Below are 17,795 nucleotides of genomic sequence, written 5' to 3' on the forward strand. Positions count from 1 at the left end.
TCCCGGTTTTCTAGGCTGCGGTCGTCAGGCGTTCGTATTCGTAGAGGACGCCTGCGAACTCGCGCGTCGGGACTTCGCAGGCGTGCCCGGGCAGCCACAGGTGCTCCAGACGGACGCTCTGGGCGTCGACGCGCATATGGCAGGCGTTGCCCGTGTGCTCCCAGCCGGGATGCGCGGCGCGGACGATTTCCATGTGGTGACGGTGGCTCTGCAGGTCGTGAAGCAGGAACGCCGTGAGGACGTGACGCGGCCCGTACACCGACTCGGTGAAGGTGCTCGCGCTGGACGCCGCGGACTCAAGGTCGACGCCGGAATCCGCCAGTTCCGGGAAGAAGACCTTGACATGCCTCGCGACCCCACCGATCTCGATGGGCTCACAAGGGAGCCGTAGGACGGCGTCCGGGTCGACGTAGCCGTGCACAGGTACGCCGGCGACGACTCCTGACCACGCTCCTGGGACGGCGCTGATGAAGCGGGCTTGGGTCAAGGCGTTGCCCAGTTCGCCCATGAGGCGCTCTGGGTCGATGCCCCTGGGCATGAACGTCTTGGTGCCGCCGCGTAGGCGTGTTCCCGATTCGTCCAGGACGGCGAGGTCGGCCCAGCACGGGCCGGAACCGGTCCCCAGGACGCCGTGCGGCAGGCATCCGTCCGGGTGCGGAGTGAGCCCGGCCAAGTCCTCGAGCACGGCCCGAGGTGACTGGATCAGGGCCCATCCCTGCTTCCGCGGGGAGACGGAACCGAGGGCGAGCGATGTGGCCACGGGCTCGCCGTTGCGCGCCTGGCCGAGGTCGCGTTCGAGGCTGCGGCGGCTCTGCAGGGCGCCGACCTGCTGGAGGTACTCGTCCAGGCACTGCCGGAGGACGGCCGGGTCGAGGTCGCAGGACGCCCATCCGGCGACGTCCCGGACGTGCACGATCGTCCCGTCGAAGTCGAGGCGGTGGTAGCGGTAGAGCTCCTGCCAGGGCCGTGCCGCGTCCCCGTTCAGCCGGCCCTGGGCGCGCGCGATGGCCGAGACGTCCTCGCCCAGGTCGTTGATGAGGAAGTCGCGCAGCGGGGCGTGCAGTGGATCGGTCTCCACCGCCACACGCACGCCGTCGCTGCGGAACCGCACCGGAAGCGATATCGCCATTCGCGTGATTATGCCGATAAGCGAAGATCATCACCGCTTTGGCGGAATGTTCGTTCCGATCAGATGGGTTCGTCCGCCATGTACGGAGGGGCGGGCTCGTACTGGATGTAGCGGCGCACGGTCCGTGCGTGGTCGCGGCCGTGGATGCGTCCGATCAGCCAGAGGGCCATGTCGATGCCGGCGGAGACGCCCTGGCTCGTGACGAGGTTGCCGTCCACGACGTAGCGCGCGTCGCGGACGACGGTCACGTCACCACGGGCCTTCAGCGTGTCCTCTGATCCCCAGTGGGTGGCGACCCTGCGTCCCTTGGCCGGGCCTGCCGCGTGCAGCAGGATCGAGCCCGTGCAGACGCTCGTCACCCAGTCGGCTTGCTCGGCGACCTTCGCTATCCAGCCCGTGACGGCCGGGTTCTGCGGCTGGGTCACCCTCGCGCCGCGTCCACCCGGAACCAGGAGGACGTCCAACTCCGGATGGTCGTCCAGGGTGTGGTCGGGCACGACCCTCATGCCCTTGTTGCAGCGGACCGGTTCGGTCCGCTCGGCGACCAGCACGGCCTTGTCGCCTTGGGCGCGCACCATCGCCGACGCCGTGAACACCTCCCATGGGCCCACGAAGTCCAGTTCCTCGGCCTCCTCGAAGACCAGCAGTCCGTACGTGGTCATGCGTACTCCCTCGTTCCCCTGAAACGGTCCCTGTAGTCGGACGGCGCGACACCGACCTGCCGGTGGAACGCCCTGCGCAACGTCTCGCCCGTCCCGAAGCCGAGCCGCCGCGCGAGCGTCTCGACGGGCTCGTCCCCCTCCGCCAGCGCCCGCCGCGCCGCCTCGACCCGGACGCGCTCCACGTACGCGGCGGGCGGGACGCCCAGTTCGGCGGTGAACCTGCGCTGCAGGTGGCGCTCGCTGAGGCCGGAGCGTTTCGCCAGGTCGGCGATGGTGTGCCGGGCGCCCGGATCGGCCTGGACAGACGACACCGCCGCCCGGATCGGGTCCGTCGCGGGCTGCGCCGACCACAGCGGGACGCTGAACTGCGACTGGCTGCCCGGGCGCCGCAGGAACATCACCAGCTCCCGCGCCGCCTCGTGCGCGACCTCCCGGCCGTGGTCGTTCTCCACGAGGGCGAGGGCCAGGTCCATCCCGGCCGTCACGCCGGCGGACGTCCAGACGTGCCCGTCCCGGATGAAGATCGGGTCGCAGTCGACCACCAGCCCGGGATACTCGGTCCGGAGCTGCTCCGCCCTGCGCCAGTGCGTCGTCACACGGCGGCCGGCCAGAACCCCGGCCTCGGCGAGCAGGAGCGCGCCGCTGCACACCGACGCGACCCGCCGCGCCGTCCGCGCGACCTCCGCGACCCAGCCGACGAGCGCCGCGTCGCCGCGCGCCTCGCGGACTCCGATCCCGCCGGCCACGACCAGCGTGTCGATGCCCGCGGGCGCGAGGTCCGGGCCGAACCGGGCGTGCACCGACAGCCCGCCCGACGCGGTCACCGGTCCGGCCTGAGGCCCGACGACCAGGCACTCGTACCGCCCGGTGTGCTGGAACACCTCGTGCGGCCCGGTCAGGTCCAGGATCTGGAACCCGTCATAGATCACGAACGCGACGCGCATGCCTCCAGGCTGTCGGCGGCCCGGTCATGGCGTCAACGACCGGCACCCCACAGATCACGCCACCTGCTCGCACACCTCGTCGCTCGCCCGGCTCTCCCCCTGCTGGACCGGGATGCCGCCGGACGTCCGGACACGCGTGAACCCCGCCCCGATGACGAGATCGACGACGCCGGGCGCCGTCTTCGCCCGGGGCGCGACCCTCGCGCCCGGCAGCAGCCCGGCGAGCGCCCGCGCCTGCGGTTCCGCGCCCGTCCCGTACCGGACGTAGGTGGCCCGGGTGCGGGAGCCGAGGTTGCCGACCCCGATGATCTGCCACCCGGCGTCCTTGAGCTGCGCCGCGACCTGCGCGCCACGTCCCTCGGCGTCGGAGGCGTTGAACACCCGCACCTTCCCCGGACGCGCGCCCTGCGCCTTCGCCGGGGCGGGCACCACCACGTCCTCACGGATGGCCTTGAAGAACTGGTCGGACGCCGGACGCGTCAACGCCACCCGGTTCTTGTCCAGCGGATACGGCCCGGACGGCACGGTGACGAAACGCAGCTTGCCGGCGTCCAGATCGCGCATGCCCTGCGCGATCTTCAGCATCTCCGCGACCGTCAGCCCCTTGTCTGTGGTCAGCGACTCGGCCGTCGCCTGGAGCAGCTCGTTCAGCTTCCCGGGATCGGTGAGGACGCCTTTGCTCATCCCCTCCTTGGCGAGCGCGCCGAAGAAATGCTGCTGCCGCTTGATGCGCTCGGTGTCGCTCCCGTTCCCGAAACCCTTCCGGCTGCGGACGTACGCCAATGCGTCCTCGCCCTTCAGCCTGTGCCGGCCTTTGGTGAGGTTCAGGCCCGAGTCCTTGTCCTGGACGTCGTCCGTCACGCAGACCGGCACGCCGCCGACCGCGGACGCGATCCGTTTGAAGCCCACGAAGTCGACCTGCACGAAATGGTCGACGCGGATTTTCGTGACCTGCTCGATCGTGTTGACCGTGCACGCCGGCCCCGCCCGGGCGATCGCCTCGTTGAGCATGGCGACGCCGCTGGCAGGGGACTTCGTCCCGTCCCTGCGCGTGCACGCCGGGATGGGCACCATCAGGTCGCGCGGGAAGCTGACGGCGACCGCCTGCCCGCCGCCGGGCGACAGGTGCAGCAGCACCATCGTGTCGGACGCGGGCGGCTTGTTCCGCAGGCCCTTCCCGTACCGCGCGTTGGCGCCCTCCCGCGTATCGGACCCGAGCACCACGATGTTGGTGGCGCCGTTCAGCTTCTTCGGCCGGTTCCCGCCGATCAGCTTGTCGACGTCCTCCTGCTGGACGGCGTTCTGCAGCTTCCAGTAGTACCCGTACGCCGACAGGCTCCCCGTCACCAACACCGCCGCCGCGGCGACGGCGACCCAAGCGAGCAGCTTCATGAGGCCTCCCGGTGTTGTATCGCCGCTCACCCCCCTCCGGGTTCACACCGGAGCGAAATTAATGGTTGACACGCCACCGGGCCTATGGTTGTCTCCTACGCATGGAGCTGTGATCATTCTCCGGTTGAGCCGCCCCCGGCATCGTCCACGGGCCCGCTCCCATTCTTTTCCAAGGCACACCCTCATCGCATGCGCACTCATGTGACCTGTGCTGTCGCCGTGCGCCCACCCGCCTTTCCCACGGCCCTTCCATGGCCGAATTCAGACGTGCCCGGAGGTGTTCTCTTCATGCGTGCCATCAACAACGACCCCTTCCCCAAACCCAAGAAGAAGGGAAAGCGGAACAACGCCGACTTCAAGGCGGCGAATTTCGCGAACAACCGCCGCAACGCCCGGCAGATGCCGACCCGGCAGCTCAACCGGGGCCGCTGACCGGCGCCTCCCGGTCCCGGCCCCGCCGCGCGGCGGCCGGGGCCGGGAACTCCGCCCACACCACCGTCCGGGGGCCGTCCGACCGGAACCCCCACCGCGAAGCGAGCGCCTCCACGATCCGCATCCCGCGGCCCGTCTCCGCCCCGGTCTCGTCCTGCACGTGCGGCCGCCCGCCCGCCGCGCCGTCATCGGCGACCTCCAGCCGGTACACCCCGCCCCCGGCCGCGAGGACGACCGTCACACGCCCGCCCTCCAGCCCGGACGCCGTGTGCGTGATCGCGTTCGCGACCGTCTCGCTGACCACCATGACCATGTCGTCCAGTCCGGGATGGCCCGCCGCCACGTTCCGGACGAAGCTTCGCGCGCACCCGACCGACCGCCGCACGCCGGGCAACGTGATCTCGCCGATCACCACGCGGTCCCGCGCCTCGACCACAGCACCGCCTCCCCGTCCCGGCTCCCCTCACGTCCGGAAGGTCACCCGTCACCCTTCATGTACGGACCGCGCCCCGTGTCCTGTTCACGCTCCAAGGGCGACCGGACCTGGGGACGCGGGAAGGATCCGTGCCGGGTCAGGTGTTACGCCCAGCACCGGCGAGAGGGAGAACATGAGCGAGGACCTCGGGTACGGGTGGCAGAGCGAGCTGCTCGACCTGCCCGCCTATCTGAAGCGAGTCGGCCACGACGGCGGCCTTGCCCCGACGGTCGCGACCCTGCGCGCCCTGCACCGCGCGCACGTCACGTCCATCCCGTTCGAGAACCTGGAGATCATGCTCGGGCGGCCGGTCGACCTGTCGCTGGACGCCGTCCAGGCGAAACTGGTCGGACGCCCTCGCGGCGGCTACTGCTTCGAGCACAACCGGCTGTTCGCGGCGGTGCTGGAGAAGCTGGGCTACGAGGTCACCGCGCTGGCGGCCCGGGTGACGCTCGGGTCGCCGAAGCTGCGCCCGTCGTCGCATGCGCTCCTGCACGTCCGCCCGCCGGACGCGTCACGGGACGACCCGGCGTGGCTGTGCGACGTTGGGTTCGGCGCCGGTCCGCTGGAACCCCTGCGGTTCACCGACGGCGAGGAGGTCGTCCAGGACGGCTGGGGCTTCCGGATTCAGCGCGGACGCACTGTGACGACCTGGGAGCCCAACACGGCGGGCTGGGAGATGCACCAGCGCGGCCCGGACGGATGGGTGCAGCGGCACACGTTCCCCTTGAACGAGACGTTCCGCATCGACTTCGACGTGTTCAACTACTACGTCTCGACCAACGCGCGCTCGCCGTTCACCGCCCGCCCGTTCACGCAGAAGTTCTCGCCCGACGTCCTCCATGTTCTGGACGGGACGACGCTGACCGTCACCCGACCGGACGGCGCCACCGAAAGCCGCACGCTGGCTCCCGAGGAACTGCCCGAGACGCTGGCCGAGGATTTCGGGATCGTCCTGGAGGGCGAGGACGTCCCCGGCCTCATCGAGTTCGTGCGCGCCAGAGGCTAGGAGAGGTCGAGGCGGGCGAGTTCGGCGCGGGCGGCGACACCGAGCTTCGGGTAGGCGTTGTAGAGGTGGTAGCCGACCGTCCGGGGGCTGAGGAAGAGCTGCGCGCCGATCTCCCGGTTGCTCAGCCCTCCCGCCGCCAGCCGGACCACCTGGAGCTCCTGCGGGGTGAGGCGGGCGGCCAGGTCGTCCCGCTCCTGCCCGTCCGCGAGGCTTTCCCCGGCGGCGCGCAGTTCCGTCCGGACACGCTCCGCCCAGGGCACGGCGCCGAGCCGCTCGAACGTCTCCAGTGCCGGACGCAGCCGGGCCCGTGCGTCGTTCCGGCGCCGTGACCTGCGGAGCCACTCCCCGTAGAGCAGCTCGGTGCGCGCCTGCTCGAAAGCGCTGCCGCCCTCCCGGTGCAACTCCAGAGCACGCGAGAACGGCGCGTCGCCAGGGGCGAGGAGGGCGGCGCAGCGGAGGGCGATCGCCTGGACCCACGGTTGACCGACCTGCGCGGCCCACCCGCCGAACCAGTCGGCCGCCTCCCGCGCACGCTCCGGAGCCCCGGCCCGGAGGGCCGCCTCGACGAGGTCCGGCAAAGCGGCGATGGCGCCCTGCCGGTTCGGTCCGGCGACGACGTCCGCGAGGCGTTCGAGGGCGGCCTCATATCGGCCGAGCCCGAGGTCGAGCAGGCTGCGGGCCGCCGCGGCGTGCACGTTGCTCGGCGGGACGGCCCGCGCCAGCGCCTCCTCCGTCAGCTCCGTGCAGCGTTCCTCGTCGCCCTCGATCGCGGCGAGCTGCGCCAGCACGGTGTCGAGGTAGACGCGGATGCGGTGCTGCCCGGTGTCGGCGGCGATCCGCGCCCCCTCCGTCGCGCCGGTGAGCGCCTCCCGGTGCCGGCCGAGGAGCAGGTCCGTCCGGGACCGGAGCATCAGGGCGGACGCGAGCAGCCCGATCGCGCCCTGGTCGCGGAACCGCCGCTCCAGCGCGGCGGCGGCCTCCGCGGCACCCCGCACGTCCCCGATCATGAGGTGCCACATGCCCACCCGGACCCGGTCGCGCGGCGCGTAGCAGAGGCTCATCCCGTCCATCAGCTCGCGCAGCCCCGCGATGCCCTCCGCGAGATCGCCACCGTCCGCCAGCGGGTTCTGCCCGGCGAACACCCGCCTCAGCGCCCGCAGATGGGACGCGTTCGGCACGCCGAGGCGCGTCCCCTCGGCGACGATGCCGTCCAGCGCGGCGAAGTCCGCCGCGTTCGCGGCGGCGGACGCGGCCTGGAAGTACAGGTAGCCGGACGTCAGCGGATCGAGCGCGGCGACCGACGCCGCCGTCTCCGCGAACAGCCGGTGGGCGTCCCGCGTCCGGTCCTGCTCGTCCGCGAGGGTCGCGCGGATCAGCGTCAGCTCCGCCCGCGCGATCGGATCGGGCAGGTCGGCCTCCGCGCGGGCGGCCAGCTCGATCGCCCGCCCGGGCAGCCCCGCGTCGGCGGAGGCGCGCGCGGCCGCCGCCAGCCGGCGGCCGCGCTCGGCCTGGTCGGGGCTGAGCGCGGCGGCGCCCTCGTACATGGCGGCGACGGACGCGTTGCCGCCCGCGTTCCGCTCCGTCTCGGCGGTCTTCTCCAGGACGGCCGCGACATGCTCGTCCGGGCCCGTCACCGACCGGGCCAGATGCCACGCGTGATGGCATTCGTCGCCGCGCTCCAGGTACGCCTCCGCCAGCGCCTCATGCGCGGCCAGGCGGACGTTGAGCGGCGCGTCCCCGATGGCGGCCGTGCGGATCAGCGGATGCCGCACCTCAAGCCGCCCGTCCGCGGTGGTCCGCAGCACGCCCTCGCGCTCGGCGGGCTCCAGGTCGTCGATGGACGCGCCGAACCGCCGCGCCGCCCGGACGACCACGCCGGCGTCCCCGAGATCGTCCGCCGCCACCAGCAGGACGAGGCGCCGCGCCGGCTCCGGCAGCGCGGCGATCCGCTCGGCGAACGACCGCCGGATCCGCTCGTACGCCGGCCCGTGCCCGCCCCGGCCCGGCAGTTCGAGCAGCGCGAGAGGGTTGCCCATCGCCGCGCTCAGGACCTCCTCCCGGCGGTGCCGGGGGAGGCCCGTGGCGCGTTCGGCCAGCAGCCCGGCCGCGGCGTCCCGGTCGAGCCCGCGCAGGCGCAGCTCGGGCAGGCCCGGCGCGGCGAACTCGGGCGCGTCCGCGTCGCGGGACGCGAAGACGATCGCGACGGGCTCGGCGTCCAGGCGGCGGGCGGCGAACAGCAGGGCCTCGGCGGACGGGCCGTCCACCCAGTGGGCGTCGTCCACCAGGCACAGCAGAGGGCGCTCTTCGGCCAGGTCGGACAGCAGGGTGAGCACCGCGAGACCCACCAGGAACCGGTCGCCCTCGCCGAGCCGTCCGCCCATGTTGAGGGCGGCGCGCAACGCCTGGGCCTGCGCGTCCGGGAGCCCGCCGACCCGGTCGAGATGCCGGCCGAGGAGCAGATGAAGGCCCGCGTACGGCATCGCGCTCTCGTACTCGACGCCCGTCCCGCGCAGGACGCGCATGTCGCCCGCGGCCTCGGTGGCGTGGTCGAGGAGGGCGGACTTCCCGATCCCCGCCTCGCCCCGCAGGACGAGGGTTCCGCTGCGCCCGGCGCGGACCCGCCCGAGGAGCCCGTCGATCGCGGCCAGTTCCCGGTCCCGCCCGTGAAGCATGAATTCACCCTACTCGCGCAGACCGAAGTCCCCTGAGCCGCGCCGGCGCGCCGTTCGCGTTATGGCGGGACCCTCGGGGGAACGGGACGGCCATGGATCACTCGGAGGCCCCCGTCCTCGACGCCCTCGCCGCCTACCACCGCGAGGGGCAGCTGCCGTTCACCCCGCCCGGTCACAAGCAGGGCCGCGGCGCCGACCCGCGGGTGCGGGAGGTGCTCGGCGACGCCGTGTTCCGCTCGGACGTGCTCGCGATCTCCGGCCTCGACGACCGCGAGTCGCGCGGCAAGGTGCTGGAGCGCGCCCAGGAGCTCATGGCGGACGCCGTCCACGCCGAGCAGACGTTCTTCTCGACCTGCGGCAGTTCCCTGTCGGTCAAGAGCGCGATGCTGTCGGTGGCGGGCCCGGGTGAGAAGCTCCTGGTCGGACGGGACGCCCACAAATCGGTCGTGTCGGGATTGATCCTCTCTGGTGTCCGGCCGATCTGGGTGGAGCCGCAGTGGGACGCGTCCCGGCATCTGGCGCACCCGCCGGCCGCCGCGGCGTTCGCGGCCGGGTTCGACGAGCACCCCGACGCGCGCGGCGCCCTCGTCACCAGTCCCACGCCCTACGGGACGTGCGCCGACCTCGCCGCGGTCGCCGCCGCCTGCCACGAGCGCGGGAAGCCCCTGATCGTGGACGAGGCGTGGGGGGCGCACCTTCCGTTCCACCCCGACCTGCCCGCCTGGGCCATGGACGCCGGCGCCGACGTCTGCGTGACGAGCGTTCACAAGATGGGCGCCGGGCTGGAACAGGGGTCGGTGTTCCATCAGCAGGGCGATCTCGTCGACCCGTCCGTGCTCAAGCAGCGGGAGGACCTGCTCGGGACGACCAGCCCGTCCGTCCTGCTCTACGCGGGCCTGGACGGGTGGCGGCGGCAGATGGTCGAACACGGGCATGGCCTGCTGCAGGACGCGCTGGACCTGGCCGCCGGCGTCCGCGCGGAGATCTCCGCCCTCCCGGGCTTCGACGTGCGGGGCGCGGACGAGTTCACCGGCCCCGGACTCGCTTACGCCCTCGATCCGCTGCCCGTCGTCGTCGACATCGCCGGTCTCGGCGTGACCGGATACCGGGCGGCCGACTGGCTGCGCGAACACCACCGCGTCAACCTGCATCTCGCCGACCACCGGCGGATCAGCGCGCAGCTCACCTTCGCCGACGACAAGGAGACCGCCGGGCGGCTGCTCGCCGCCCTGCGCGACCTCCACGCGCACATCGGCTCCCTTCGCGGGACGCCCGCCGTCGAGGTGCCGGCACCCGGGGACCTGCGCCTCGACCTGGCCGTCCTGCCCCGGGACGCGTTCTTCGGCCCGGCGGAGCAGGTCGCGGCGCCCGATGCCGCCGGACGGGTCTGCGCGGAGATGCTGACCCCGTACCCGCCCGGCATCCCGGCCGTCCTGCCGGGCGAGCGGATCACGTCGCCGGTCCTGGACTACCTGCGCTCCGGGGTGTCCGCCGGGATGGTCGTACCGGACGCGTCGGACGCGTCCCTCGACAGCGTGCGCGTGCTCGTCGAGGACTGACGACCGCGGTGCCACCTCGGGTGGCGGAGATCCGCTGTGGAAGACTCCTACCGGGCAGGACTGCGAGGTAGAGGAGCGTCATGGAGTTGGTCCACTCGGGCAAGGTCAGGGACGTCTACGCGGACGGCGACGAACTGGTCCTCGTCGCTTCGGACCGGGTGAGCGTCTATGACGTCGTCCTGCCCACCGAGATCCCCGACAAGGGCAAGATCCTCACTCGGCTCTCCCTCTGGTGGTTCGAGCAGCTCGCAGGCATCATCCCGAACCACATCGTGTCCGCGACCGACGTGCCGGACGAGTGGGCCGGGCGTGCCGTCCGCTGCCGCCGCCTCACCATGCTCCCCGTCGAGTGGATCGCCCGCGGCTACCTCGCCGGCCTCGGCCTGAAGGAGTACGAGAAGTCCGGCACGGTCTCCGGCGTCCCGCTCCCGGACGGCCTGGTCGAGGCGTCGAGGCTGCCCGAGCCGATCTTCACCCCGACGACCAAGGCCACCGAGGGCCACGACGAGTTCATCACCTACGACGACGTCGTCCGGGAGATCGGCGACGACACCGCCGCCCGCCTCAAGGACGTCACCCTGGAGATCTACGAGCGCGGCGCCGCCCTGGCCGCCGAGCGCGGCATCATCATCGCCGACACCAAGCTCGAATTCGGCCGCGCGGCCGATGGCACGCTCGTCCTCGGCGACGAGGTCCTGACCTCGGACTCGTCCCGCTTCTGGCCGGCCGGCGAATGGCAGCCGGGCGGCCCCCAGCATTCTCTGGACAAGCAGTACGTCCGCGACTGGAGCAGCACCCTCGACTGGGACCGCACCCCGCCCGGCCCCGCGATCCCCGACGATGTGGTGGAAGCCACCCGGGCCCGCTACATCGACGTCTACGAACGCCTGACCGGCACCCCCTGGACCTCCTGACCCGGCCGGAAGGCCCGGTCAGAAGGCGGAGGAGTCGGACGAGACGATCTCGTGGCCCAGCGGCATGAGGGAGATCGGGATCAGCTTGAAGCTGGCGATTCCGAACGGGATGCCCATGATCGAGATGCACAGCAGGACGCCGGTGACCAGGTGCCCGAGGGCCAGCCACCAGCCCGCGACGATGATCCAGATGATGTTGCCCAGCATCGAGGCGACGCCCGCGTTCCGCTTCGGGACGGCCGTCCGGCCGAACGGCCAGAGCGCGAAGACCGCGATGCGGAACGAGGCGATGCCGAACGGGATCGTGATGATCAGGATGCAGCAGACGATCCCGGCGGTCACGTAGCCGAGGGCCATCCAGAATCCCGCGAACACCAGCCAGAGGACGTTCAACAGCGTCCGCACGACACGCTCCCCTCCCCGCAGCGCCACCCGCTTCAAGGATAGGCGCCGCGGGGTGGGCCGGTGGTCAGATGTGGCCGTCCAGGTCGGCCAGCAGGGCGCGTTTGGGCTTGGCGCCGACGATCTGCCGGACGACCTCGCCGTCGCGGTAAAGGTTCATCGTGGGGAAGCCCATGACGCCGTAGCGGGCCACGATCTCCGGGTGCTCATCGCCGTTGATCTTGGCGATGGTCAGCCGGTCGCCGTGCTCCGCCTCGATCTGCTCGAGGATCGGCGCGATCATCTTGCAGGGCGGGCACCAGTCTGCCCAGAATTCGACCAGTACCGGCCTGCCGGCGCGGAGCACCTGCTCGTCGAAGTTCTCGGTCGTCAGCGTGATCATTCGTGCCCTCCGAAGACAGTGCGCAGCCCGGACAGGCCCGGGCGAGCTGGCCGGCCACGTCGGCGCGGCGGCGGATCAGGGTGCGTATCTCGGTGTCGATCTCGGCGAGCTTGCGCTGGTAGACGGCGACCGACTCGGGGCATGCGGCACCGTCGGCGTGCCCGGCCCGCAGGCAGTCCACGAACGGGCGGGTGTCGTCCAGCGTGAACCCGGCCGCCAGCAGCGAGCGGATCTCGGCGACGAGCCGCACGTCCGACTCCTCGTACTCCCGGTAGCCGTTGGCCGCGCGCCGCGCCGGCAGCAGCCCCTGCTGCTCGTAGTAGCGCAGCGTGCGGGTGCTGACACCGGCCCGCGCGGCCAGTTCCCCGATTCGCATTGCCCTCCTCGCCTCCGTGGCCGACTACGAAGCTAACCCTTGACACCGGCGTCAAGGTCAAGCCCCGGGACGGGCCGGGCCCGTCCCGGGGCGGGCGTCAGCGGCCCTGCAGGCCGCGGACGTTGTCGCCGAACGTCCAGCCCTTCGAGCCGTCCCAGTTGATCGACCAGGTCATCAGGCCCTTCAGCCGGCCGTCGAAGTGGTTCCACGCCTGGCCGACGAGGCTCGGGGACATGTATCCGCCGCCGGCGCCCGGCTGTGCCGGAAGGCCCGGGGCCTGTTTGTCGTACGGCACCCGGATCGTCGTGCCCTGGACGGTCAGGCCGTTGTCCAGGCATTCGGTCTGCTTGAGGAAGCCCTCGACCGTCCCGGCGGAGTAGGAGTCGCCGGAGCAGCCGTACATGCTGCCGTTGTAGTACTGCATGTTCAGCCACCACAGCCGGCCGTTGTCCGCGTACTTCTTGATGATCGGCAGGTAGGCGCCCCAGATGGAGCCGTAGGTGACGCTGCCGCCGGTCACGTACGCGGTCTCCGGCGCCATCGTGAGCCCGAAGCCGGCCGGCATCTGGGCGAGCACGCCGTCGATGATGCGGATCAGGTTGGCCTGCGACGTGGACAGCTGACCGATGTTCCCGCTGCCCGTCAGGCCGGTCTCGATGTCGATGTCGATCCCGTCGAAGTTGTACTTCTTCAGGATCGGCACGATCGTCTGGACGAACCGGTCCGCGACGCCGGCGGAGCCGAGGTCGATGCCCGCGGTCGCGCCGCCGATGGACATCAGGATGGTGGCGCCGGCGGCCTTCGCCGCGCACATCTCGGCGGGGGTGGCGACCTTGACCGTCGAGTCCATGCCGTCCTCCCACAGGACGGTGCCGTCGGAGCGGATGACGGGGAACGCCGCGTTGATCACGTTGTAGCCGTGCCGCCCTATCGCCGGGTCGCCGATCGGGGTCCAGCCGAACGGCGGGTGGACGCCGTTGGACGCGCCGTCCCAGTTCTCCCAGTACCCCTGCAGCACCTTGCCGGCGGGCTTGGACTTCACCGCGCAGGTCTCGTCGGCACTCGGCGGAGTCGTGGGCGGCGTGGTGGGGGGCGTGGCCGGCGGCGTCGATCCGTCGCAGGTTCCGAGGTCGCGCCACAGTGTCGGGGTGGACGCGGGGTTCCAGTTGGCGCCCGCGTATGCGGTGTGGGCGACGATCGCCTCGTATCCGTGGCCGCTGTAGGTGACCCTGTCGCCGACCTTGTAGCTGCTGCCCTCGGCCCAGGCCGAATAGGTGCAGGCGACCAGGACGGTGGTGGGCTGGGCGGACGATGGCGCTGACAGCACGACCAGCCCGCCCAGGGACAGGACCAGCGCCGCCATGGCCGACGCCGGCGCGGCGACGGCCGCGGACCATCGCTTGTGCGTGATTCTCACGGGGACGACTCCTCCAGAACGGGGACAGAGGAGCCGGTGCAAGAGCCGAACGGATCCCGTGGACGGGACCCTCCCAGGCGCAAGGCGCAAACGACCGGCATGGACGCCATCTGCAGAGTAACCGCGCCGCCCCGGACCGGGAAGACCCCGCCGCCGCTCACTCCCGCGAGCCGCCCGGCGGGCAGGACCTCACCGGGCGCTGAGGCTCTCGGCCAGAAGGTCGGTGCCGGGCCCCGTCAGGTGTGCGAGCGCGACCGGACGCCCGGCGGCGGCGAGGAGCAGGTCCTCGGCGCTTCCCCGCACCCGGAGCCCTCGCCCCCACGACCAGTCGGCGTCCGTCGCGATGAGTTCCAGCCCGGCGAGGCGCTTGGGCCCGCCGTGGAACCGGCTCCCCGCGACGTACTCAAGTGCCGGCACGGCGAGTTCGACGGGCATCTCGTGGCGTCGCTTGAGGGGGCGGGCGATGTCCTGACCGTGGACGAGCAGATCCATCAGCGGGTCCATGGGGCCGCTGCCGGGCATCCGCCGGGTCGATTCGGCGCTCTCACGCAGTTGCCGGATCAGCTCGGCGGGCGTGAACCGCGCCGCCCGGTCGCGGGCCATCCGCGCGGTCATCCGGTCGAAGTCGCCGCGCGCCCTGATCGCGGGCCCGATGACGGACCCGATCGTGGCCCGCGTACTGATCGTCAGGTGCGCGACCACCTCCCGCACGGTCCAGACATCGCAGAGCGACTGCACTGTCCAGGCCTCGTCATCGAGGTTCTCCAGATAGTCGGAAAGGCGCCGCCGCTCGGCTTTCACGGCGTCCGCGACCTCGTCCTCGCCCAAGGCGACCGCAACCCGCTGGGACTGCTGATCTCTCTGCACATCGGCGGCCATCCGATTCGCTCCCTCTCGTTCGGATCGAGGTGGTGTCGAAGGATTGACCACGACCGACGGGAAAACTCATCGCCGCACCAGTTCACCTCGGGGTGAGGGCGGTGGTGAGAGCGCCGGCGGGGGTCTCGGTCGCCTTGCGGAACGCCTCGCCGGCCCAGAGGTTGACGCCGTCCGGGTCGCCGTGGGCGGCGGACGCCTTGCGCAGCGGCGACGTGACGTAGTGGACGTCCGGGTAAGCGGCCGGCGCGTGCGCCGAGTGCTCGGTGAGGAACCGGTTGACCAGGCCCCGCGCGGGCCGTCCGCTGAAAGCCCTGGTCATGGCGGTCGAGGTGAAGCGGGGATCGGCCAGGGCCGCCTTGTGGACGGCGCTCGCCCCACTCTCCGGGCAGCGGACGAACGCCGTCCCGATCTGGGCGGCGACGGCGCCGAGGGACAGGATGTCGGCGACGTCCGTGGAGGTCGCGAGCCCGCCGGCGGCGATGAGCGGCTGGGCGGTGACCTCGCGGACGGACGGCAGCAGCACCCGCAGCGGCACCGGATCGTCGAAGGTGTTGGCGAACGAGCCCCGGTGGCCTCCGGCCTCGGCCCCCTGGAGGCAGAGCGCGTCGGCGGCGGACGCCTGCCGGGCCTCGTCCACCGAGGTCACGGTGACGATGACGATGACGCCGCGATCCTGGAACGCCCGGATGACGTCCGGGGACGGGCAGCCGAAGGTGAAGCTCACGAAGGCGGGCGGGTCGGACAGCAGGTCGGCGACCTTGGCGTCGTAGGCGTCGTCGCGGGCGGACGGCGTGCCGGGCACGACGCCGAGGCGGGCGGCCTCGGCGGCGAGGCGGTCGCGGTAGGCCGCCACCTCGGCCGGATCGACCTCGTCCAGGGACGGCATGAAGAGGTTCATCCCGAACGGGCGCGATGTCAGCCTCCGCGTCGCGGCGATGTCGGCGCGCATGGCGCCGGGCGTCTTGTAGCCGGCGGCGAGGAATCCGAGGCCGCCCGCGTTCGACACGGCCGCGGCCAGCTCCGGGGTCGACGGCCCGCCCGCCATCGGCGCCTGCACGATCGGAAGCCCGTTCCACATGATCCGCACGATAATCCCCGGGAACACCGGAGACCTGCGCCGGGGTTCCAGCGACGGACGGAAGGGGTCGGGATGCGGGTGCTGCTGCACTACGACATGGATCACGAGGAGCCCGGGCTCGACATCGTGAGCTGCTCAGAGCAGGACGACGCGCGGTTCGCCGAGCTGCTGCCGGACGCCGAGGTGATCTGGCATGTGCTGCGTCCGCTGACGGCCGCCGACATGGACCGGGCGCCGAAGCTGAGGCTGATCCAGAAGCTCGGCACCGGCGTGAACACCATCGACCTCGACGCCGCCCGGGAACGCGGGATCGCGGTCGCGAACATGCCGGGACGCAACGCGCAGGCCGTCGCGGAGACGTCCCTGCTGCTGATGCTGGCGGCGCTGCGCCGGGTCGTGGCGTTCGACGCGCGGACGCGGCGCGGCGACGGCTGGCCCGCCGACCGGTCCCTGGTCGGCGGGGAGCTGGCCGGACGGACGGTCGGGCTCCTCGGCGGCGGCGAGATCGCGTCCCTGCTGCGGGGCATGCTGGAGGCGATCGGCGCGACCGTCCTCTACACGTCGAGGCGGCCCCGACCCGATGATCCGGCCTGGCGGGGGCTGGACGCCCTGCTGCGGGCCAGCGACATCGTGTCCGTGCACATCCCGCTGACGGACGAGACCCACCACCTGCTGAACGCCGACCGGCTCGCGCTGCTGCCGCCGGGCGCGATCGTGGTGAACACGGCGCGCGGCGCGGTGATCGACGAGACGGCGCTGGTCGCGGCGCTGCGGTCGGGCCGGCTGGGCGGCGCCGGCCTGGACGTCTTCGAGAAGGAGCCGGTCGACGCCGGCAACCCGCTCCTCGCCCTGGACAGCGTCGTCGTCATGCCTCACGTCGCCTGGCTGACCACCGAGACCTGGGCCCGGTACTTCAGGGTCGCGGCGGAGAACTGCCGCCGCCTCGCCCGCGGCGACGGCCTCCTCCACCGCGTCGTCTAAGGGATCAGCACGGGCTTGACGACCTTGCCGGACGTCGTGTCCGCCTCCGCCTGGTTGATCTGGTCCAGCGGGTAGGTCGTGATCAGCCGGTCGAACGGGAACCGTCCCTGCCCCCAGAGCTCGATCATCTTCGGGATGAACGTGTGCGGGACGGCGTCGCCCTCGATGATGCCCTTGACGGTACGTCCCATGAGCAGGAGGTTCGCGTCGAGCCGGTATTCGGCGGCGCCGACGCCGACCAGGCCGCAGACGCCGGTGGTGCGCAGCGACGCGACCGCCGTCGAGACGACCTCGGGGACGGCCGTGGTGTCGAGCGAGTACTGCACTCCCTCGCCGCCGGAGAGGGCCCGGATCTGCCCGGCGATGTCATCGTCCGCCCCGTTGACGACGTGGGTGGCGCCCAGCTCGCGGGCCAGGTCGAGCCGCGACTCGTGCAGGTCGACGGCGACGATCGTGGTCGCGCCCGCGACCCGGGCCGCCATCACCGCGGCCAGCCCGACCGCGCCCGTGCCGAAGACCGCGATGCCGTCGCCGGCCCGGACGCCGAGCGAGATCAGCACGGACGCGGCCCCGGTCTGCACGCCGCAGCCGAGCGGACCGAGCACGTCCAGCGGGACGTCCCCGTTCACCGGCACGACGTTGCGGACGGTGCCGAGCGCGTGGCCAGCGAAGGACGACTGCCCGAACCAGCGGGTGTGGACGGCCTCACCGCCGGGCCCGGTCGCGCGGGGCGTGCCGTCCAGCGGCATGGCGAGCATGTTGAGCGCGGTCATCTGCGGGCACGCGCCGGGCTGCGCGGCGCGGCAGTCGTCGCACGACCCGCACGAGTCGAAGGACATGACCACATGGTCGCCGGGGGTGAGGCCGGTGACGCCGGGGCCGGTCGCCTCGACCACGCCGGAGCCCTCGTGCCCGAGGACGACCGGCTTCGCGACCAGGTCCCCGGGAACGCGCCCCAGCAGGTCGGTGTGGCACATCCCGGCACCGGCGATCTTGACGAGGACCTCGCCGGGGCCCGGGTCCGCCAGGTCGAGCGACTCGATCGTGTACGGGGCGTCTGCGGCGCGCAGCACCGCGGCCTTGGTCTGCACA

The 17,795-nt window shown here is 72.1% G+C and carries 17 protein-coding genes and 1 pseudogene; 5 read left to right on the top strand and 13 right to left on the bottom strand.

Features of this window, described 5'->3' with window-relative positions; genetic code table 11:
- Positions 1-10 precede the first annotated feature (10 nt).
- From ACQPZP_RS42095 to ACQPZP_RS42110, 4 genes are read right to left on the bottom strand one after another with little or no spacing between them, the layout of a single operon-like run.
- Positions 11-1,129 (bottom strand): hypothetical protein, encoded by a 1,119-nt coding sequence (locus ACQPZP_RS42095; protein WP_433475189.1) that lies wholly within the window; start codon positions 1,127-1,129, stop codon positions 11-13.
- Positions 1,130-1,188: 59 nt separating this feature from the next.
- Positions 1,189-1,791: a DJ-1/PfpI family protein gene (locus ACQPZP_RS42100; protein ID WP_433475190.1), complete on the bottom strand. Its 603-nt coding sequence runs from the start codon at positions 1,789-1,791 to the stop codon at positions 1,189-1,191.
- Positions 1,788-2,735: a GlxA family transcriptional regulator gene (locus ACQPZP_RS42105; protein WP_433475191.1), complete on the bottom strand. Its 948-nt coding sequence runs from the start codon at positions 2,733-2,735 to the stop codon at positions 1,788-1,790. Before ACQPZP_RS42105 ends, ACQPZP_RS42100 begins: the two co-directional genes overlap by 4 nt.
- Before the next feature lie 54 nt (positions 2,736-2,789).
- Complete coding sequence (locus tag ACQPZP_RS42110) at positions 2,790-4,127, bottom strand: LCP family protein (protein ID WP_433475192.1); 1,338 nt, start codon at positions 4,125-4,127, stop codon at positions 2,790-2,792.
- Between the two features lie 288 nt (positions 4,128-4,415).
- Between ACQPZP_RS42110 and ACQPZP_RS42115 the strand changes: the two genes are divergently transcribed.
- Complete coding sequence (locus ACQPZP_RS42115) at positions 4,416-4,559, top strand: hypothetical protein (RefSeq protein ID WP_433475193.1); 144 nt, start codon at positions 4,416-4,418, stop codon at positions 4,557-4,559.
- Here the strand turns inward: ACQPZP_RS42115 and ACQPZP_RS42120 are convergent.
- On the bottom strand, positions 4,543-4,995 hold the full coding sequence (locus ACQPZP_RS42120; protein ID WP_433475194.1) for an ATP-binding protein: 453 nt from the start codon (positions 4,993-4,995) through the stop codon (positions 4,543-4,545). The two genes, ACQPZP_RS42115 and ACQPZP_RS42120, sit on opposite strands and share 17 nt — an antisense overlap.
- 172 nt (positions 4,996-5,167) lie before the next feature.
- Here ACQPZP_RS42120 and ACQPZP_RS42125 point away from each other — a divergent pair, with 172 nt between their 5' ends.
- The gene (locus ACQPZP_RS42125; RefSeq protein WP_433475195.1) at positions 5,168-6,043 is read left to right on the top strand and encodes an arylamine N-acetyltransferase family protein; all 876 of its coding nucleotides are present in this window, start codon (positions 5,168-5,170) and stop codon (positions 6,041-6,043) included.
- On the opposite strand, the gene ACQPZP_RS42130 is transcribed toward ACQPZP_RS42125, so the two are convergent.
- Positions 6,040-8,715: an AAA family ATPase gene (locus tag ACQPZP_RS42130; protein WP_433475196.1), complete on the bottom strand. Its 2,676-nt coding sequence runs from the start codon at positions 8,713-8,715 to the stop codon at positions 6,040-6,042. The two genes, ACQPZP_RS42125 and ACQPZP_RS42130, sit on opposite strands and share 4 nt — an antisense overlap.
- A gap of 92 nt (positions 8,716-8,807) precedes the next feature.
- On the opposite strand from ACQPZP_RS42130, the gene ACQPZP_RS42135 reads away from it, so the two are divergent.
- Both ACQPZP_RS42135 and ACQPZP_RS42140 read left to right on the top strand, forming a co-directional pair.
- Positions 8,808-10,274, top strand: coding sequence for an aminotransferase class I/II-fold pyridoxal phosphate-dependent enzyme (locus ACQPZP_RS42135; RefSeq protein ID WP_433475197.1), 1,467 nt, complete (start codon positions 8,808-8,810; stop codon positions 10,272-10,274).
- Positions 10,275-10,354: 80 nt separating this feature from the next.
- Complete coding sequence (locus ACQPZP_RS42140) at positions 10,355-11,188, top strand: phosphoribosylaminoimidazolesuccinocarboxamide synthase (protein ID WP_433475198.1); 834 nt, start codon at positions 10,355-10,357, stop codon at positions 11,186-11,188.
- 18 nt (positions 11,189-11,206) lie between these two features.
- Here the strand turns inward: ACQPZP_RS42140 and ACQPZP_RS42145 are convergent, their stop codons facing one another.
- The 6 genes and pseudogenes from ACQPZP_RS42145 to ACQPZP_RS42170 all read right to left on the bottom strand — a co-directional run bounded on the left by ACQPZP_RS42145 (position 11,207) and on the right by ACQPZP_RS42170 (position 15,722).
- Entirely contained in the window at positions 11,207-11,593 is a 387-nt protein-coding gene (locus tag ACQPZP_RS42145; protein WP_433475199.1) for a YccF domain-containing protein, read from the bottom strand.
- A 64-nt stretch (positions 11,594-11,657) separates the two neighbouring features.
- Entirely contained in the window at positions 11,658-11,972 is a 315-nt protein-coding gene (gene trxA, locus ACQPZP_RS42150; protein ID WP_433475200.1) for a thioredoxin, read from the bottom strand.
- A 70-nt stretch (positions 11,973-12,042) separates the two neighbouring features.
- A pseudogene (locus ACQPZP_RS42155) lies at positions 12,043-12,348 on the bottom strand (MerR family transcriptional regulator); the annotation flags it as partial.
- 97 nt (positions 12,349-12,445) lie between these two features.
- Positions 12,446-13,765 carry a carbohydrate-binding protein gene (locus tag ACQPZP_RS42160; protein ID WP_433475201.1) on the bottom strand — a complete coding sequence of 440 codons (1,320 nt, stop codon included), beginning with the start codon at positions 13,763-13,765 and terminating at the stop codon, positions 12,446-12,448.
- A gap of 189 nt (positions 13,766-13,954) precedes the next feature.
- The gene (locus ACQPZP_RS42165; RefSeq protein ID WP_433475202.1) at positions 13,955-14,644 is read right to left on the bottom strand and encodes a maleylpyruvate isomerase family mycothiol-dependent enzyme; all 690 of its coding nucleotides are present in this window, start codon (positions 14,642-14,644) and stop codon (positions 13,955-13,957) included.
- 82 nt (positions 14,645-14,726) lie between these two features.
- Complete coding sequence (locus tag ACQPZP_RS42170; protein ID WP_433475203.1) at positions 14,727-15,722, bottom strand: nitronate monooxygenase; 996 nt, start codon at positions 15,720-15,722, stop codon at positions 14,727-14,729.
- 72 nt (positions 15,723-15,794) lie between these two features.
- Here ACQPZP_RS42170 and ACQPZP_RS42175 point away from each other — a divergent pair, with 72 nt between their 5' ends.
- Positions 15,795-16,703, top strand: a complete 909-nt coding sequence (locus tag ACQPZP_RS42175; RefSeq protein WP_433475204.1) for a 2-hydroxyacid dehydrogenase — start codon at positions 15,795-15,797, stop codon at positions 16,701-16,703.
- Here the strand turns inward: ACQPZP_RS42175 and ACQPZP_RS42180 are convergent.
- The gene (locus ACQPZP_RS42180; protein WP_433475205.1) at positions 16,700-17,794 is read right to left on the bottom strand and encodes an NAD(P)-dependent alcohol dehydrogenase; all 1,095 of its coding nucleotides are present in this window, start codon (positions 17,792-17,794) and stop codon (positions 16,700-16,702) included. The two genes, ACQPZP_RS42175 and ACQPZP_RS42180, sit on opposite strands and share 4 nt — an antisense overlap.
- Position 17,795: the final 1 nt, after the last annotated feature.

This window comes from Spirillospora sp. CA-142024 (assembly GCF_050942325.1).
Lineage (GTDB): Bacteria > Actinomycetota > Actinomycetes > Streptosporangiales > Streptosporangiaceae > Spirillospora.

Coding starts and splice junctions, on each gene's coding strand:
- ACQPZP_RS42095 (WP_433475189.1), bottom strand. CDS start 1,129: ATGGCGATATCGCTTCCGGTGCGGTTCCGCAGCGACGGCGTGCGTGTG.
- ACQPZP_RS42100 (WP_433475190.1), bottom strand. CDS start 1,791: ATGACCACGTACGGACTGCTGGTCTTCGAGGAGGCCGAGGAACTGGAC.
- ACQPZP_RS42105 (WP_433475191.1), bottom strand. CDS start 2,735: ATGCGCGTCGCGTTCGTGATCTATGACGGGTTCCAGATCCTGGACCTG.
- ACQPZP_RS42110 (WP_433475192.1), bottom strand. CDS start 4,127: ATGAAGCTGCTCGCTTGGGTCGCCGTCGCCGCGGCGGCGGTGTTGGTG.
- ACQPZP_RS42115 (WP_433475193.1), top strand. CDS start 4,416: ATGCGTGCCATCAACAACGACCCCTTCCCCAAACCCAAGAAGAAGGGA.
- ACQPZP_RS42125 (WP_433475195.1), top strand. CDS start 5,168: ATGAGCGAGGACCTCGGGTACGGGTGGCAGAGCGAGCTGCTCGACCTG.
- ACQPZP_RS42130 (WP_433475196.1), bottom strand. CDS start 8,715: ATGCTTCACGGGCGGGACCGGGAACTGGCCGCGATCGACGGGCTCCTC.
- ACQPZP_RS42135 (WP_433475197.1), top strand. CDS start 8,808: ATGGATCACTCGGAGGCCCCCGTCCTCGACGCCCTCGCCGCCTACCAC.
- ACQPZP_RS42140 (WP_433475198.1), top strand. CDS start 10,355: ATGGAGTTGGTCCACTCGGGCAAGGTCAGGGACGTCTACGCGGACGGC.
- trxA (WP_433475200.1), bottom strand. CDS start 11,972: ATGATCACGCTGACGACCGAGAACTTCGACGAGCAGGTGCTCCGCGCC.
- ACQPZP_RS42165 (WP_433475202.1), bottom strand. CDS start 14,644: ATGGCCGCCGATGTGCAGAGAGATCAGCAGTCCCAGCGGGTTGCGGTC.
- ACQPZP_RS42170 (WP_433475203.1), bottom strand. CDS start 15,722: ATGTGGAACGGGCTTCCGATCGTGCAGGCGCCGATGGCGGGCGGGCCG.
- ACQPZP_RS42175 (WP_433475204.1), top strand. CDS start 15,795: ATGCGGGTGCTGCTGCACTACGACATGGATCACGAGGAGCCCGGGCTC.